This window comes from Prodigiosinella confusarubida, assembly GCF_002847015.1.
In the GTDB taxonomy this organism is placed as follows: domain Bacteria; phylum Pseudomonadota; class Gammaproteobacteria; order Enterobacterales; family Enterobacteriaceae; genus Prodigiosinella; species Prodigiosinella aquatilis.
The window spans coordinates 4183698-4199757 of sequence record NZ_CP025085.1 but is presented as its reverse complement, the minus strand read 5'-3'; the positions used below and the strand labels follow the sequence as shown (position 1 = coordinate 4199757).

The window sequence follows — 16060 nt, the reverse complement described above, 5'->3', positions numbered from 1 at the left end:
CGACTTTCCCGAAGGGAACTACCGTGTTGAACCGTTATCCTTTGTGGAAGTACATCATGCTGATCGTGATTCTTGCTGTCGGTCTGCTTTATGCACTTCCTAACCTGTATGGTGAGGATCCGGCGGTACAGATTACTGGCGCGCGAGGTGTCGCCGCCAGTGAATCTACGCTGGTCCAGGTCCAGAAAGTATTAAAAGAACAAAATATCGCCAGCAAGTCGATTGCACTGGAAAATGGTGCGATTCTGGCTCGCTTTTCTAATCCTGATATTCAGCTTCGTGCCCGGGAAGCGCTGCTCAGCGCGCTGGGCGATAAATTTGTAGTGGCGCTTAACCTGGCTCCGGCTACACCGCAGTGGTTGAGAATGCTGGGGGCAGAGCCCATGAAGTTAGGGCTCGATCTGCGTGGCGGCGTTCACTTTCTGATGGAAGTGGATATGGGTACCGCGCTAAGTAAACTGCAAGAGCAGACCATGGATTCCCTGCGCAGCGACCTGCGTGATAAAGGTATCCCTTATTCTTCAGTTAGTAAGTCAGATAATTATGGTGTCGAGATTCGTTTCCGCGACAGTCAGACCCGCGATGAAGCTGTTAATTATCTGACGCCACGCCACCGTGATCTGGTTATCAATGCTTCAGGCGGCGATATGCTGCATGCCGTGATGAGTGATGCCCGTTTGAGAGAAGCTCGCGAATATGCCGTACAGCAGAACATTAACATTCTGCGTAACCGCGTAAACCAGCTGGGCGTGGCTGAACCATTGGTGCAGCGTCAAGGGTCAGACCGTATTGTTGTTGAATTGCCGGGGATTCAGGATACCGCGCGAGCCAAGGAGATCCTTGGGGCTACCGCAACGTTGGAATTCCGTCTGGTAAACAGTAATGTTGACGCAGCGGCGGCGGCCAGTGGCCATATACCGGGTGACTCAGAAGTGAAGTACATGCAGGATGGCTCTCCGGTAGTGCTATACAAACGCGTGATTCTGACCGGTGACCACATTACTGACTCTACTTCGAGCACTGACGAATATAACCGTCCGCAAGTGAATATTTCATTGGACAGCACTGGTGGAAACATCATGTCCAACTTCACCAAGAACAGCATCGGTAAGCTGATGGCAACACTGTTTGTAGAGTATAAAGACAGTGGTAAGAAAGATGCCAAAGGTCGCGCCATCCTGGTGAAACATGAAGAAGTGATTAACGTTGCGACTATTCAGTCTCGTCTGGGGAATAGCTTCCGAATCACAGGTATCAGCAATCCAAATGAAGCGCGTCAGCTGTCACTGCTGCTGCGTGCTGGTGCATTGATTGCACCTATTCAGATTGTTGAAGAGCGGACCATCGGGCCGACACTGGGGATGCAGAACATCACACAGGGTCTGGAAGCCTGTCTATGGGGATTGGTGGCATCTATTCTGTTTATGGTGGTTTACTACCGTAAGTTCGGCATTATAGCGACCACCGCGTTGCTCGCTAACCTGGTGCTGATTATTGGTGTGATGTCGCTGTTGCCAGGGGCAACACTAACGATGCCGGGTATCGCAGGTATCGTGCTAACGCTGGCGGTAGCCGTTGACGCCAACGTACTGATTAACGAGCGTATCAAGGAGGAGCTGAGGAACGGCCGTACTGTTCAGCAGGCGATCCATGAAGGTTATAAAGGCGCATTCTCCAGTATTATTGATGCGAACGTGACCACGTTGATTACTGCGGTAATCCTGTATGCCGTCGGTACCGGTTCCATAAAAGGGTTTGCCATCACGACGACCATCGGGGTGCTTACCTCTATGTTCACGTCAATTGTTGGTACTCGTGCCATCGTTAACCTGCTTTACGGCGGTAAACGCATAAACAAGCTGTCTATCTGAGGAGTGCGTTGTGGCACAGGAATATACTGTTGAGCAACTCAACTACGGGCGTAAAGTCATTGACTTTATGCGCTGGGATAATCTTGCCTTCCTGATTTCAGGGACACTGGTGGTTATCGCTCTCGTTCTGATAGGTGTTCGTGGTTTTAACTGGGGGCTGGATTTTACCGGTGGTACGGTAATTGAAATTCACCTTGAGAAACCAGCCAATCTGGATGTGATGCGTAATGCGCTTAAACAAGCGGGTTTTGCTGATCCGCTGGTTCAGAATTTCGGCAGTAGCCGTGATCTGATGGTGCGCATGGCGCCGTCAGTGGGCAATTCTGGACAGGAGTTGGGTAATCAGGTATTGAGCGTGATTAACCAGAAAATCGGGCAGAATGCAGTAGTAAAACGGATTGAGTTCGTCGGCCCCAGCGTGGGCAGTGATTTGGCGCAAGCCGGTGCTATGGCATTGCTGTCTGCACTGATTTGTATCCTGATTTATGTGGGCTTCCGATTCGAATGGCGTTTGGCCCTTGGGGCGGTTATTGCCTTGGCTCATGACGTCATTATTACGTTAGGGGTGTTATCACTGTTCAAGATAGAGGTTGATCTGACTATCGTGGCATCGCTGATGTCCGTTATCGGTTACTCACTGAATGACAGTATCGTGGTTTCTGACCGTATCCGTGAAAATTTCCGTAAAATTCGCCGTGGTACGTCGTATGAAATCATGAATGTCTCTCTGACGCAGACCTTGAGCCGTACTATTATGACATCCGCCACTACGTTGGTAGTGGTACTGATGCTGTATATCTTTGGTGGTGCGATGCTGAATGGTTTTGCACTTTCCATGTTGATCGGGGTATCAGTTGGTACGGTTTCTTCTATCTACGTAGCTTCTGCGCTGGCGCTGAAACTCGGTATGAAACGTGAACATATGCTTCAGCAAAAAGTAGAGAAAGAAGGGGCTGACCAGCCGTCACTGCTGCCGTAATCTGTTGGTTTATCGGATTTTTAATAAAGATTGACCTTCAGTTGAACTAAAAAACCCGCCAATTGGCGGGTTTTTTAGTTATGGATATTAATTCCGTCCTGACGTCCCGGTGGACTCATTAACACCATGAGTTGATGGTTCGGCAATAATATGGTGTACACGTACAAATCCGAGTTGCTCTGGGGAGAGGTCAGATAACCTGACGTCGACAGTGACTTCTGGTTTTGGTATCAAGGGCTGTGGAACTGTCAGTGACAGGGTTTGCATATCAATATCCAACGGTTTTCCGCTGACTGGATCGAGCGGACCCCAGTTGATCTGGACACTGAAAGCGGGTAAAGCTGTGTCATTAAGCGTGCGGAACACCAGCAAGGCACGGGTGCCATTGGCCTCGGGCTCGATCTGGCTGAGTGACAGACTCAGTCTGCCGATACTGCTATCAATGAGTGCGCTGTCTTTCGCCGCAGGCAACAGATATGCCCCGGAGGTTGAGTTGGCATTCAGCGAATTTTGCTGTTCCAGCGCTGCGGCGCGATCGGACAGATCTCGCAGTTTCTGATTGAGCTGACCGAGTTCATTTTGTACATGGGTTGTTTGAGGCTGGGCGCAGCCTGCCAGCAATGCCATAGCCGACAGCGTGAAGATGAGGCGATAGCGGATGGTCATGTCGTGTTTCTCCCTTGGACCGTGTACATGAGCTATTTAATGATCATCAATGTAGAGGTGATTTAATCTCCGCTATAGTGACTGACAACTTTCAGGGAAGGATAGGTGGAGAATGCTGAATTGTAGTAAAAAATAGAAATACAGCGGGACGCTGCCCGCTGTATCGGAGGAATAGAAGCAGAGGTATCACTGCCAGCCATAGCGACGGGCAAAGAAGCCTTTCATTGCCTGCGTCAACAACATATAGCTACCCAGAATCGCGATCAGCCACGGGAAGTAGCTGATGGGCAGCGCCTGCAATTGCAAGAAGCCAGCCAATGGTGAGAAGGTAAGTCCAATACCCGTTCCTATGATCAATAGCGTCATCACTGCCAGTGGCCATGCCGGGCGACTTTGGATAAAGGGAATCCGGCGGGTACGAATCATATGCACAATCAGCGTCTGCGACAATAGGCCTTCAATAAACCAGCCAGACTGGAACAGCGTCTGTAGTTCCGGTGTATTGGCATGAAAAACCCACCACATAAGCGCAAATGTCAGCACATCAAAAATCGAACTGATGGGACCGAAGAACACCATGAAACGCCCCAGATCTCTGGCGTTCCAGCGTTGTGGCTGTCGGAGTTGCTCTTCATCCACATTGTCAAACGGGATGGCAATCTGCGAAATATCGTACATCAGATTCTGAATCAGCAAATGCAACGGCAACATTGGCAGGAACGGTAAAAAAGCACTGGCAATTAACACGCTGAAAACATTGCCAAAATTAGAACTGGCAGTCATTTTGATATATTTCAGCATGTTGGCAAACGTGCGACGTCCTTCAATCACGCCTTGTTCCAGCACCATAAGGCTTTTTTCCAGCAGGATGATGTCTGCGGCTTCACGGGCGATATCCACTGCCGAATCAACGGAGATACCGATGTCTGCGGCACGTAGAGCTGGAGCATCATTGATACCGTCGCCCATGAAGCCCACCACATGTCCTTCAGACCGTAGCAGCCTCACAATCCGTTCTTTGTGTAGCGGCGTTAAACGAGCAAACAGTGTCGTGGTGAGTGCTTTTGTGGCCAATTGTTTGTCGTTGAGCGCATCAATATCGCTGCCGATGAGACTGCCTTCGAGTTCAATACCAACTTCCCGACAGATTTTGGCTGCTACCAGTTCGCTGTCGCCGGTAAGGATCTTGACCGTTACACCGTTATCTTTCAGCGCTTTCAGTGCCGGCGCGGTGCTTTCTTTCGGCGGATCAAGAAAGGCGATGTAGCCTTCCAGAATTAAATCGGACTCATCTACACGGCTATAATCCTGACGGTCAGCTGTCATCATTTTGCTGGCGACGGCCACCACACGCAGCCCCTGGCGGTTGAGATCGTCAGTCAACTGGCGGATTTGTGTCAGCAACTGATCATCTAATGTCAGCAACTGTTCGCCTCGCCGTACCTGTGAGCAGGCGCTGAGCATCTCTTCCAGCGCCCCTTTGCAGATCAGCAAATGTCCACTGTGGTTCTCACTCACCACTACCGACATACGACGACGTTCAAAGTCGAACGGTATTTCATCCACTTTCCGCCAGCGAGACAGGGTAGAATGCTGTTGATCGGGTGGCATAACGTCCAGTACCGCCTGGTCCAGCAGATTTCGTAATCCGGTCTGGTAGGCGCTGTTGAGCCAGGCACGATGCAGTACCTGCTGACTGGCGCGGCCAAACGCATCGGTATGACACTCCAGTACAATTTTATCCTGTGTCAGCGTGCCGGTTTTATCCGTGCATAAAATATCCATGGCGCCAAAGTTCTGGATTGCATCCAGGCGTTTGACGATCACTTTTTGATGCGACAGTTTCACTGCGCCTTTGGCTAGCGTCGAGGTGACGATCATCGGCAGCATTTCTGGTGTCAGACCTACGGCAACAGAGAGTGAAAACAAGGCGGCTTCCCACCAGTCACCTTTGGTATAGCCGTTGATCACCAACACTACTGGCGTCATCACCAGCATGAAACGGATCAATAGCCAACTGACCCGGCTGATACCCCGCTGGAAGGCATTTTCCTCTCCGGGTTGATGAACTATGCGGCTAGCTAACTGGCCAAACCAGGTATTGGCCCCAGAGCCGATCACGATAGCCAACGCGGTACCACTCACCACATTGGTGCCCATAAAACAGAGCGTATCGCATTCCAGTGCAGCTACACCGTTCTGTTGCCGGGACTGTGCCACTTTCTCTACCGGGATGGATTCACCCGTCAGCGAAGCCTGACTGATAAACAGATCGCGTGCTTGAAGTACCCGCAAGTCCGCCGGGATCATATCCCCGGCCGCGAGTTTGACGATATCACCGGGGACCAACTGAACCAGTGGAATATCCTGATAGTCGCTGTAGCCGGTCTGCGCATCGCTGCGTAGTACCGTCACTTTGTTGCTGACCATCGCTTTCAGGGCGTCAGCCGCTTTACCTGAACGTGCCTCTTGAATGAAGTGCAACAGGGTGGAGATTAACACCATCAGGGCAATCACCAACGCGGCGGTGATATCTTCCGTGGCGTAGGAAACCATCCCTAGCAGTGTTAGCAGCAGGTTAAACGGGTTGCGGTAGCAATGCCACAGATGGATCCACCAAGGCGCGGGTTGCTCTCCGGGGATACGGTTTTCGCCGTGTGTTTCTCTGGCCTGCACTACTTCGACGGGCAGTAGCCCTTCTGGATGACTGGCAAATTCCTGATATAGTGCGACTTCACTTAGTCTGGAAAGACGTAGACAGCGTTCGGCCATGGTATCTGCCATCGCGTGAGTGGCAGTCAGGTGCCCATCTGGCAGCGGATCGCGCTGGAACAGGCGGCGTGGTAAATGACGGCTGAGCTGTGCCAACAGCTGCCGTGTGAGACGAATAAACAACATAAAAATCTCCCTGCCGCAGTATCAGAGATACCACGACTAAAACGACACGTGGCGGCGATACACCAGCGTGCAGTTCATTGTTTTCAGCAGGGACGAACGAAGACGTCACTGCCTTGCCTGTTACCGGCAAGGCAGCAAAAAAGCTGGCTTACCGGTGGATGACTCTGTTTTCCGGGTGAGGATTAGGGTCTGGTCCCATTAGGGGTTCTCCGGTTATTGAACATGCGCAGACGATAGGGCAAGTCTGCGGTATTACAGGTGGGTCTAATCGCTATCGGCAGCTTTCATTAAACTGGCGCATAGGACGACCACATCGCGGGGCTACTTTAGCTGATGTAGCCTCAATAAAGCTTAAACCGTTACTCTTTCGTATAATTAACACGAATTTTTTACAGTTTGTCGCGGGGTCGGTCAAATGCGTGTGTTTCACTCGCGGACTCATGTCGAGATTTTGGTCACGCGGGGAATTCAGGGTAAACTATATCCATGTTGATGGTTATGGTCGGTAAATCTTATGCATTGCCCATTTTGTTCTGCTGTTGATACCAAAGTTATTGATTCCCGTTTGGTTGGGGAAGGTTCTCAGGTCCGCCGCCGCCGACAGTGCCTGGTATGTAACGAACGTTTTACGACTTTTGAGGTAGCCGAACTGGTGATGCCCCGGGTAATCAAGAGTAATGATGTCCGTGAACCTTTCAACGAAGATAAACTGCGTAGCGGAATGCTAAAGGCGTTGGAAAAACGGCCCGTCAGTTCTGATGACGTCGAAATGGCCATTAGTCATATCAAATCTCAACTCCGGGCTACTGGCGAACGGGAAGTTACTGCCAAGATGGTGGGAAATCTGGTGATGGATGCATTGAAAAAGTTAGATAAAGTCGCATACATCCGTTTTGCCTCGGTATATCGTAGTTTTGAAGATATCCGCGAATTTGGTGAAGAAATTGCCCGTTTGCAAGACTAATCCGCTACTTTCAAAAGAATAAAACTGTTTTTCTTCACGCAAAAAGGACTCGCAGGATGGCTATACAGTCTGATGAATTTTATATGGCTCACGCATTGGCGCTGGCGCGGCGTGGTCGCTTTACGACGATGCCGAATCCGAATGTGGGATGCGTCATTGTGCGTGATGGACAAATTGTCGGCGAAGGTTATCACCATAAAGCCGGTGAGCCTCATGCAGAGATCCATGCTTTGCGGACGTCGGGAAAGCAGGCCAACGGTGCAACGGTGTATGTAACGCTGGAACCGTGCAGTCATCATGGTCGTACTCCGCCTTGCGCTGATGCATTAATTGAGGCAGGAGTGGCAAGAGTTGTTGCGGCAATGCAGGATCCCAACCCCGAGGTGGCAGGGCGCGGTTTGTATCGTTTGCAGCAGGCCGGTATCGATGTTACCCACGGTGTCATGATGGCGGAAGCCGAAAAGCTTAATCGGGGGTTTCTCAAGCGGATGCGTACCGGATTCCCCTATGTACAGTTAAAAATGGCGGCTTCGCTGGATGGACGTACGGCAATGGCCTCCGGTGAAAGCCAGTGGATTACATCACCGCAGGCACGGCAGGATGTGCAGCGGTTTCGGGCACAGAGTGCCGCTATTCTGAGTAGTAGCGCTACTGTGCTGGCTGATGACCCTTCACTTACCGTACGTTGGTCGGAATTGGATGAGGATACGCAACGTGTCTATCCGCAAGATCAACTGCGTCAGCCCGTGAGGATTATTGTCGATAGCCAACTACGGGTGAAACCACAGCATCGTATTATCCATCAGCCGGGTATGACCTGGCTGGCGCGTCCCCAGCGGGATCAACAGCCGTGGCCGGATACGGTTGAACAGCTTTTGGTTCCGCAACAAGGTGATGGTAGCGATTTGGTGGCATTAATGATGCTGCTGGGAAAGCGTCAGATTAACTCGGTGTGGGTGGAGGCTGGTGCTCGCTTTGCCGGGGCGTTACTACAAGCAAATGTGGTGGATGAGTTGATTATCTACATGGCACCCAGACTGCTTGGGGATTTGGCTCGTCCGCTGTGTGTGTTGCCGGGACTGGAGACGTTGGCGCGGGCACCTGAATTCTCAATGACAGATGTCCGATTGGTGGGGCCGGACCTGCGGATTATCCTGAAGCCACAGTACTGAACACCCAGAGTAATAACCGGTGTCAGGCGACTCTCCTGGTCCGACAAAAGCGGATACGCCGACCAAAAGAATATGATAGAATCCGCCCCCCTGCGGGGTAATAAAACAGTCAAAGGAAAGCTATGAACGTTATTGAAGGTGTTGTTGCTACTCCTAATGCCCGTGTGGCGATTGCTATTGCCCGCTTTAACCATTTTATCAATGATAGCCTGCTGGAAGGTGCCATCGATGCACTGAAACGCATTGGCCAGGTTAAAGATGAGAACATTACCGTCGTTTGGGTCCCAGGTGCTTATGAATTGCCGCTGGCAGTCCGTGCGCTGACCAAAAGTACTGAGAATGGTGGGTACGATGCCGTAGTTGCTCTGGGAACGGTTATCCGTGGTGGTACTGCGCATTTTGAATTGGTCGCCGGCGAGTGTAGCTCTGGTTTGTCTCATGTCGCCATGAGTAGTGATATTCCGGTCGCTTTCGGGGTATTGACGACAGAAAGTATTGAGCAGGCCATTGAGCGTGCGGGTACCAAAGCGGGTAATAAAGGGGCGGAAGCAGCCCTGACCGCGCTTGAAATGATTAATGTATTAAACGCTATCAAGTAAGCCTGATTTATTAAGTTAAGGGGAATTCCGTGAAACCTGCTGCTCGTCGCCGTGCTCGTGAATGTGCGGTTCAAGCGCTTTATTCTTGGCAGTTATCAAAGAACGATATTGCCGATATTGAACTACAATTTTTGAGCGAGCAGGATGTCAAAGATGTCGACATCACCTATTTTCGTGAACTCCTGTCAGGGGTTGCCAGTCAGGCTGATAAGCTTGATGCCTTGATGGTTCCTTATCTGTCCCGTCAATTGGGAGAATTAGGTCAGGTGGAAAAAGCCATTCTGCGTTTGGCGCTGTTCGAATTGAGCAAGCGCGAGGATGTGCCCTATAAAGTGGCAATTAATGAAGCCATTGAACTGGCCAAGACTTTCGGTGCAGAAGATAGTCATAAATTTGTGAATGGTGTGCTGGATAAAGCTGCTCCTCACATACGTAAAGGCAGAAAATAAGATAACCAAGGCCGGCTTACCGGCCTTGGTTTTTTTAGATTCACCAGTCTGGAAGGGTTATGGTTGAAGGTGAGTTTGAGATTATTGCCCGTTATTTTGATCGGGTAAGAACTTCACGTCGGGATGTCGAACTGGGGATCGGTGATGATTGTGCTTTGTTAACAGTCGCTGACAAGCAACTGCTGGCGATAAGTACCGATACACTGGTTTCCGGGATTCATTTCCTGCCTGATATTGATCCCGCTGATCTGGCTTATAAATCCCTGGCGGTTAACCTGAGCGATTTGGCTGCCATGGGCGCTGATCCTGCCTGGTTGTCGCTGGCATTAACATTGCCGGAAATCGATCACGCGTGGTTGACGGCCTATAGTGACAGTCTGTTTGAGCAGTTGGATTACTATGGCATGCAGTTAATCGGTGGTGATACGACTCGCGGCCCGCTGAGTATGACACTGACTATCCATGGCCTGGTTCCGGTCGGACGCGCATTGACACGTAGCAAGGCTCGTATTGGCGACTGGATTTACGTCACTGGCACACTGGGGGACAGTGCGGCTGGTCTGGCGATTTTGCAGAATCAATGGGAAGTTGCTGATCCTGAAGCACATCAGATGCTGATTCAACGCCACTTACGGCCACATCCACGGATTTTACAAGGGCAGGCGCTGCGCGATCTGGCCAGTGCGGTTATCGATCTTTCCGATGGATTGGTATCCGATATCCAGCATATTTTGAAAGCAAGTGGATGTGGTGCGCGAATCAACCTTGATGCATTACCTTATTCTGATGCCTTGCTGGCGCACGCGGATCCATCCTGGGCAATGAACTGGGCCCTCAGTGGTGGTGAGGATTATGAGTTGTGTTTTACCGTTCCAGAGCTTAATCGTGGTGCTCTGGATGTGGCCCTGGGCCATCTGGGGGCTCGCTATACTTGTATCGGGCAGATTGGTCCTTCTTCTGAAGGGTTACGTTTTTTTCAGCATGATAAACCCCTTGAACTGAATCTGAAGGGTTATGACCATTTTGGCTCATGATAAGAAAAGCGCTCAAATTGCCAAAAACCGTTTGCGCATCGTAATCCATTGCATTTTCTGGCAACGGGCTTTGGCAGCGACCTGTCACCCTGGATGCCTGGAACAGTAGGATCTCTGGCCTCGATTCCCGTGTGGTATCTGATGTCGTTCCTGTCCTGACAACTTTACGTGCTGCTGGTGATGTGTCGTATCTGTATCGGTGTTTACCTTTGTCATCAGACGGCAAAAGACATGGGTATCCACGATCATGGCAGCATTGTCTGGGATGAGTTTGTCGGCATGTGGATCACGCTGATGGCGATTCCAAACAGAAACTGAGGCTGGATTGCTATAGGATTTGTTGTTTTTTGCTGTCTTGATATCTGGAAACCTTGGCCAATTCGCTGGTTTGACCGTAATGTTCATGGTGGCGCAGGTATTATGGTGGATGACATCGTCGCTGGTGTGATATCAACCGGGATTATTTATTTGGCTGGCCATTATTGGCCGCTGTGAACTTTTTTAAACATGAATACCGGTCAATGAAGCAATCGGGATAGTCGATACGGAGTGGATACCTTTTCCTTAGGATCTCACTCCGTATTTTTGTGGCAATCGTTCTAAGTGAACACTATCAGGGACGCGTCACTACTTCCTTGTTTTTTATCAGCCCGTTATGCCAGCCATTGCGTTATCTGGTGCTCAATACCTGCTGCATCCAGACCTAGATCGGACCGAATCTCTCCCTGTACCCCTTGAGGAATAAAACGATCCGGTAATCCGATGTTCAGCACCGGGACCAACAGTCGTTTTGACATCAGGAATTCATTCACGCCACTGCCGGCTCCGCCCATAATGGCGTTCTCTTCCAGCGTTACCAGTGCTTGATGAGTGCTCGCCAATGTCTCAACCAATGCTTCATCCAGCGGTTTGACAAATCGCATATCCACTAGCGTAGCGTTCAACGTTTCAGCTACTGTCCTCGCCTCTGGCAGCAGTGTCCCGAAGTTTAGTATGGCAATTTTCTCACCTTGGCGACGGATGACACCTTTACCGATGGGTAATGCCTGCAACGGCATGAGTTCGGCATCGATCCCACAGCCTCTGGGATAACGTACTGCCGTTGGGCCCTTTTGGTAATGGTAACCAGTGTAAAGCATCTGACGGCATTCGTTTTCATCGCTGGGAGCCATGATTATCATGTTGGGAATGCAACGCAGGAAGGACAGGTCGAAAGCACCCTGGTGAGTCTGCCCGTCAGCACCGACAATGCCACCACGATCGATGGCAAACAGTACTGGCAGATTCTGGATGGCGACATCGTGAATCACTTGATCGTAGGCGCGTTGCAAGAACGTTGAATAAATGGCTACGACAGGTTTATAACCACCAATTGCCAGACCGGCGGCAAAGGTAACGGCATGTTGCTCAGCGATCGCAACGTCAAAATACTGTTGCGGATAGTCGCGGGAAAATTGCACCATCCCTGACCCTTCGCGCATGGCTGGAGTGACAGCCATCAGTGTGCTGTCTTGTGCGGCTGTTTCAGACAACCACTGACCAAAAATCTTGGAGTAGGTCGGCAGGCTTTCCTTGCTTTTAGGCAGAGTACCACTGGCCGGGTCAAATTTTGGCACTGCGTGCCAACTAATGGGGTCTTGTTCGGCAGGTGCGTAACCTTTGCCTTTCTTGGTCATGATATGCAGTAGTTGCGGGCCTTTCAGACTACGCATATTTTTCAGTGTTTGCGCAAGCGCCTGAACATCATGACCGTCAACCGGGCCAATATAATTAAAACCCAGTTCTTCAAACAAGGTTCCGGGCACTACCATACCTTTCAGATGTTCTTCAGTCCGTTTCATCAATTCTTTGATGGGTGGTAATCCCGAAAGGACTTTTTTGCCGCCTTCACGCAGGGTGGAATAAAGCTTCCCAGACAGCAGTTGAGCGAGGTGATTATTCAATGCACCGACATTTTCTGAAATCGACATCTCGTTATCATTTAGAACCACCAGCATATCAGGCTTGATATCGCCTGCATGATTCATGGCTTCAAATGCCATTCCTGCTGTAATGGCACCATCACCGATAACACAAACGGTACGTCGTCCCATACCTTCACGTTCGGCCGCCACGGCCATACCCAGCCCGGCACTGATGGACGTGGATGAGTGTCCCACGCTGAGTACATCGTATTCGCTCTCTTCGCGCCAGGGAAACGGATGTAGACCGTCTTTTTGACGGATAGTGGATATACGATCACGGCGTCCGGTTAGAATTTTGTGCGGATAAGCCTGATGGCCCACATCCCACACCAGATGATCGAAAGGGGTGTTATAGACATAATGCAGTGCGACCGTTAACTCAACTGTACCCAAACCGGAGGCAAAGTGACCACTCGAACGACTAACGCTATCTAGCAAATATTGCCGTAGTTCGTCACATAGTTTTGGCAGGCTTTCTTTTGGCAGCAGACGCAATTCTTCTGGAGTTTCCACTAACGCCAGCGTGGGATATTTCGCTATATCAAAGCTCATCGGATGCCCATTAAGGAGTTACTTGTATTGGTGTTATTTATCGCGTTCAACGATGTAATTCGCTAAGGCTTGCAGTGGTGTTACGACTAATGGAATATCACTGGAAGCCACCAAATCACTCAGCGCGGCTAAAGATTCCTGGTAAAGATCTCGAGCTTTGGCTTTCGCGTTCTCCAGACCCAATAAGCCGGGGTAGGTACTTTTCCCCAATTGTTGATCGGCTCCCTGACGTTTCCCCGTCGTGGTGCTATCACCAATGACATCCAGTATGTCATCCTGAACCTGAAAAGCCAGCCCGATAGCATTGGCGTAGCGATCGAGATAAGGTAAGGCATCCCGTCCACGCTCGCCAGCTGCAAGTGCGCCTAATCGTACGGAGGCTCGAATCAATGCGCCGGTCTTGTGGCGATGGATCTGTTCGAGCGAGGACAAATCCACCTGATGCCCTTCCGCAGCAAGATCCAGCGCCTGACCACCACACATTCCGCTAACGCCACTGGCCTGAGCCAGTTCAGATAACATTGCCAACCGGTCACGGTCACTGACATGCAGCATAGGCGCGTCAGCCAGTATAGAGAACGCCAGCGTCTGCAATGCGTCTCCTGCCAGAATAGCGCTGGCCTCGCCAAATTTCATGTGACAGGTAGGTTGTCCTCGGCGCAGGTCGTCATTATCCATCGCGGGCAGATCGTCGTGAATGAGTGAATAGGCATGAATACATTCAACCGCCGCCGCTGGCGCATCAAGGCTTTCTGTGGCTAATCCAAAAAGGTGTCCGGTAGTATAAACCAGAAACGGACGCAGCCGTTTCCCTCCGAGAAGCGTGCCATAAGTTATGGTGTCTACCAATGGACTACTCTGAAAAGGTAGTGCTGAAATAAAGCAGCTCAAGGCAGCATTACTGCGCTGGTAGAGAACATTCAGCTGCGTATCGAAATCTGTCATAGCGTCTCATTATCCGGAGTGAAAGACGTTAATGCTGCTTCCGGGTCATCATTTAATAGAATCTGCACACGTTGTTCAGCCTGTTGAAGTTTTTGTTGACCCTGACGCGCCAGTTGAATGCCATGCTCAAATTCATTCAGCGCGTCTTCCAGCGGTAATTCGCCAGATTCCAGACGCGTTACGATTTGCTCCAGTTCACTGAGTGAACTTTCAAAGCTGACGGGTTGTTCAGTTTTTTTCGGCATAGTCGGTTTCAGACTCCTGTTTATACGCGTCTGGCTGTGAGGACGCCACTCAATTATCAGCGTACCAGCTTGCAATATCGCTGCAATTATACGCTTAAAGCACGCAGCCATCCGCAATATGGTGATATACTCCGCGCTTTAGATGCTATTGGTAAACCATCATATAAACGGCTGGTTTTACCGATAACGCGATTTTAGCGCTCAGGGTAAATTTATTTACGCCTTTCAGACCAAGTAACGAAAGCCACCATGAAGTTTATCATTAAATTGTTCCCAGAAATTACCATCAAAAGCCCATCTGTACGGTTACGCTTTATTAAAATTCTCACCAGTAATATTCGTAACGTTTTAAAGTCCCATGATGAAACACTGGCGGTTGTCCGTCACTGGGATCATATTGAAGTTCGAGCACAAGATGAACTTCAGCACGATAGCATATGTGATGCGCTGACTCGAATTCCTGGCATTCACCATATTCTTGAAGTTGAAGATCGTGACTATACGGATATGCACCATATTTTTGAACAAACACTGGCAATGTATCGGGAACAGTTGGAAGGGAAAACCTTTTGTGTCCGAGTCAAGCGGCGTGGTAAGCATGATTTCAGCTCTCAGGATGTTGAGCGTTATGTTGGTGGTGGCTTGAACCAGCATATCGAAAGCGCACGTGTCAATCTGACTGCTCCACAGGTAACGGTGCATCTGGAAATCGAGCAGGATCGCCTGCTGTTGATTAAAGGGCGCCATGAAGGTATCGGCGGTTTCCCGATTGGTACCCAGGAGGATGTGTTATCTCTGATTTCTGGCGGTTTTGATTCCGGTGTGTCGAGTTATATGCTGATGCGTCGTGGTTGCCGTGTCCATTACTGCTTTTTTAATTTAGGCGGAGCGGCACATGAAATCGGTGTGAAGCAGGTTGCTCATTATCTCTGGAATCGTTTTGGCAGTTCACACCGGGTTCGTTTTGTCGCTATTGATTTTGAACCAGTGGTGGGAGAAATTCTGGAGAACGTCGATGATGGCCAGATGGGTGTCGTCCTGAAGCGCATGATGGTTCGTGCGGCGTCGAGAGTTGCCGAGCGTTATGGTGTGGAAGCACTGGTTACCGGCGAAGCACTGGGGCAAGTCTCCAGCCAGACATTGACCAATCTACGCTTGATCGATAATGCTTCCGATACATTGGTTTTACGTCCACTGATTTCTCATGATAAAGAACACATTATCAAGCTGGCGCGCGAGCTGGGCACTGAAGATTTTGCCAAGACCATGCCGGAATATTGTGGTGTGATTTCCAAGAGCCCGACGGTAAAAGCGGTGAAAGCAAAAATTGAGCATGAAGAAGCTCATTTTGACTTTTCTATTCTGGACCGAGTGGTTAGCGAAGCCCGCAATATTGATATCCGTGAGATTGCAGAGCAAACCCGTCAGGAAGTCGTTGAAGTGGAAACCGTGGCGGGCTTCGTCGCCAATGATGTTTTGCTGGATATCCGCTCGCCTGATGAGCAGGAAGAGAAACCGTTGTCGCTGGATCAGGTAACGATTAAGTGTTTGCCTTTCTATAAGCTGGCGACCCAATTTGGCGATTTGGACCAAAGCAAAACCTATTTGCTTTATTGTGCGCGTGGTGTGATGAGTCGATTACAGGCGCTTTATCTGCGTGAACAGGGCTTTAGTAATGTGAAAGTTTATCGTCCCTGAGGAAAACACTGGCACACCTGAGGT

Annotated in this window: 13 protein-coding genes and 1 pseudogene; 9 read left to right on the top strand and 5 right to left on the bottom strand. The window is 50.2% G+C overall.

Going from position 1 to position 16060, the window contains the following annotated elements; translation table 11 throughout:
• Nucleotides 1-23: 23 nt before the first annotated feature.
• Complete coding sequence (gene secD / locus CWC46_RS19095; protein ID WP_071790851.1) at nt 24-1871, top strand: protein translocase subunit SecD; 1848 nt, start codon at nt 24-26, stop codon at nt 1869-1871.
• 10 nt (nt 1872-1881) lie between these two features.
• Entirely contained in the window at nt 1882-2850 is a 969-nt protein-coding gene (gene secF, locus CWC46_RS19090; RefSeq protein ID WP_021014950.1) for a protein translocase subunit SecF, read from the top strand.
• A gap of 87 nt (nt 2851-2937) precedes the next feature.
• Here the strand turns inward: secF and CWC46_RS19085 are convergent, their stop codons facing one another.
• Nucleotides 2938-3516 (bottom strand): SadB/YajI family lipoprotein, encoded by a 579-nt coding sequence (locus CWC46_RS19085; RefSeq protein ID WP_021014951.1) that lies wholly within the window; start codon nt 3514-3516, stop codon nt 2938-2940.
• A 186-nt stretch (nt 3517-3702) separates the two neighbouring features.
• Entirely contained in the window at nt 3703-6411 is a 2709-nt protein-coding gene (mgtA, locus tag CWC46_RS19080) for a magnesium-translocating P-type ATPase (RefSeq protein ID WP_101377566.1), read from the bottom strand.
• A gap of 517 nt (nt 6412-6928) precedes the next feature.
• On the opposite strand from mgtA, the gene nrdR reads away from it, so the two are divergent.
• From nrdR to pgpA, 6 genes and pseudogenes are all read left to right on the top strand, one after another.
• A complete protein-coding gene (gene nrdR, locus CWC46_RS19075) occupies nt 6929-7378 on the top strand; it encodes a transcriptional regulator NrdR (RefSeq protein WP_021014953.1) in 450 nt (149 codons plus the stop codon).
• Between the two features lie 56 nt (nt 7379-7434).
• On the top strand, nt 7435-8550 hold the full coding sequence (ribD, locus tag CWC46_RS19070) for a bifunctional diaminohydroxyphosphoribosylaminopyrimidine deaminase/5-amino-6-(5-phosphoribosylamino)uracil reductase RibD (protein ID WP_021014954.1): 1116 nt from the start codon (nt 7435-7437) through the stop codon (nt 8548-8550).
• 122 nt (nt 8551-8672) lie between these two features.
• Entirely contained in the window at nt 8673-9149 is a 477-nt protein-coding gene (ribH, locus tag CWC46_RS19065) for a 6,7-dimethyl-8-ribityllumazine synthase (protein ID WP_021014955.1), read from the top strand.
• Nucleotides 9150-9178: 29 nt separating this feature from the next.
• Nucleotides 9179-9598 carry a transcription antitermination factor NusB gene (nusB, locus tag CWC46_RS19060; RefSeq protein WP_021014956.1) on the top strand — a complete coding sequence of 140 codons (420 nt, stop codon included), beginning with the start codon at nt 9179-9181 and terminating at the stop codon, nt 9596-9598.
• Between the two features lie 59 nt (nt 9599-9657).
• Nucleotides 9658-10632 carry a thiamine-phosphate kinase gene (gene thiL / locus CWC46_RS19055; RefSeq protein ID WP_021014957.1) on the top strand — a complete coding sequence of 325 codons (975 nt, stop codon included), beginning with the start codon at nt 9658-9660 and terminating at the stop codon, nt 10630-10632.
• Nucleotides 10613-11127: pseudogene (gene pgpA, locus CWC46_RS19050) on the top strand (phosphatidylglycerophosphatase A). Before thiL ends, pgpA begins: the two are co-directional and overlap by 20 nt.
• 158 nt (nt 11128-11285) lie before the next feature.
• Here the strand turns inward: pgpA and dxs are convergent.
• The 3 genes from dxs to xseB are packed head-to-tail and all read right to left on the bottom strand — an operon-like array spanning nt 11286 to nt 14338.
• Nucleotides 11286-13148: a 1-deoxy-D-xylulose-5-phosphate synthase gene (gene dxs / locus CWC46_RS19045; protein ID WP_021014958.1), complete on the bottom strand. Its 1863-nt coding sequence runs from the start codon at nt 13146-13148 to the stop codon at nt 11286-11288.
• 33 nt (nt 13149-13181) lie between these two features.
• Nucleotides 13182-14093, bottom strand: a complete 912-nt coding sequence (gene ispA / locus CWC46_RS19040) for a (2E,6E)-farnesyl diphosphate synthase (RefSeq protein WP_021014959.1) — start codon at nt 14091-14093, stop codon at nt 13182-13184.
• Complete coding sequence (xseB, locus tag CWC46_RS19035) at nt 14090-14338, bottom strand: exodeoxyribonuclease VII small subunit (protein WP_021014960.1); 249 nt, start codon at nt 14336-14338, stop codon at nt 14090-14092. The genes ispA and xseB overlap by 4 nt, the downstream gene beginning before the upstream one ends.
• 249 nt (nt 14339-14587) lie before the next feature.
• Between xseB and thiI the strand changes: the two genes are divergently transcribed.
• A complete protein-coding gene (thiI, locus tag CWC46_RS19025; protein WP_021014961.1) occupies nt 14588-16036 on the top strand; it encodes a tRNA uracil 4-sulfurtransferase ThiI in 1449 nt (482 codons plus the stop codon).
• Nucleotides 16037-16060: the final 24 nt, after the last annotated feature.

What these genes read in the sequence shown, in the direction of transcription:
- nrdR (WP_021014953.1), top strand. Translation starts at nt 6,929, where the DNA reads ATGCATTGCCCATTTTGTTCTGCTGTTGATACCAAAGTTATTGATTCC.
- CWC46_RS19085 (WP_021014951.1), bottom strand. Translation starts at nt 3,516, where the DNA reads ATGACCATCCGCTATCGCCTCATCTTCACGCTGTCGGCTATGGCATTG.
- thiI (WP_021014961.1), top strand. Translation starts at nt 14,588, where the DNA reads ATGAAGTTTATCATTAAATTGTTCCCAGAAATTACCATCAAAAGCCCA.
- ribD (WP_021014954.1), top strand. Translation starts at nt 7,435, where the DNA reads ATGGCTATACAGTCTGATGAATTTTATATGGCTCACGCATTGGCGCTG.
- ispA (WP_021014959.1), bottom strand. Translation starts at nt 14,093, where the DNA reads ATGACAGATTTCGATACGCAGCTGAATGTTCTCTACCAGCGCAGTAAT.
- thiL (WP_021014957.1), top strand. Translation starts at nt 9,658, where the DNA reads ATGGTTGAAGGTGAGTTTGAGATTATTGCCCGTTATTTTGATCGGGTA.
- dxs (WP_021014958.1), bottom strand. Translation starts at nt 13,148, where the DNA reads ATGAGCTTTGATATAGCGAAATATCCCACGCTGGCGTTAGTGGAAACT.
- xseB (WP_021014960.1), bottom strand. Translation starts at nt 14,338, where the DNA reads ATGCCGAAAAAAACTGAACAACCCGTCAGCTTTGAAAGTTCACTCAGT.
- ribH (WP_021014955.1), top strand. Translation starts at nt 8,673, where the DNA reads ATGAACGTTATTGAAGGTGTTGTTGCTACTCCTAATGCCCGTGTGGCG.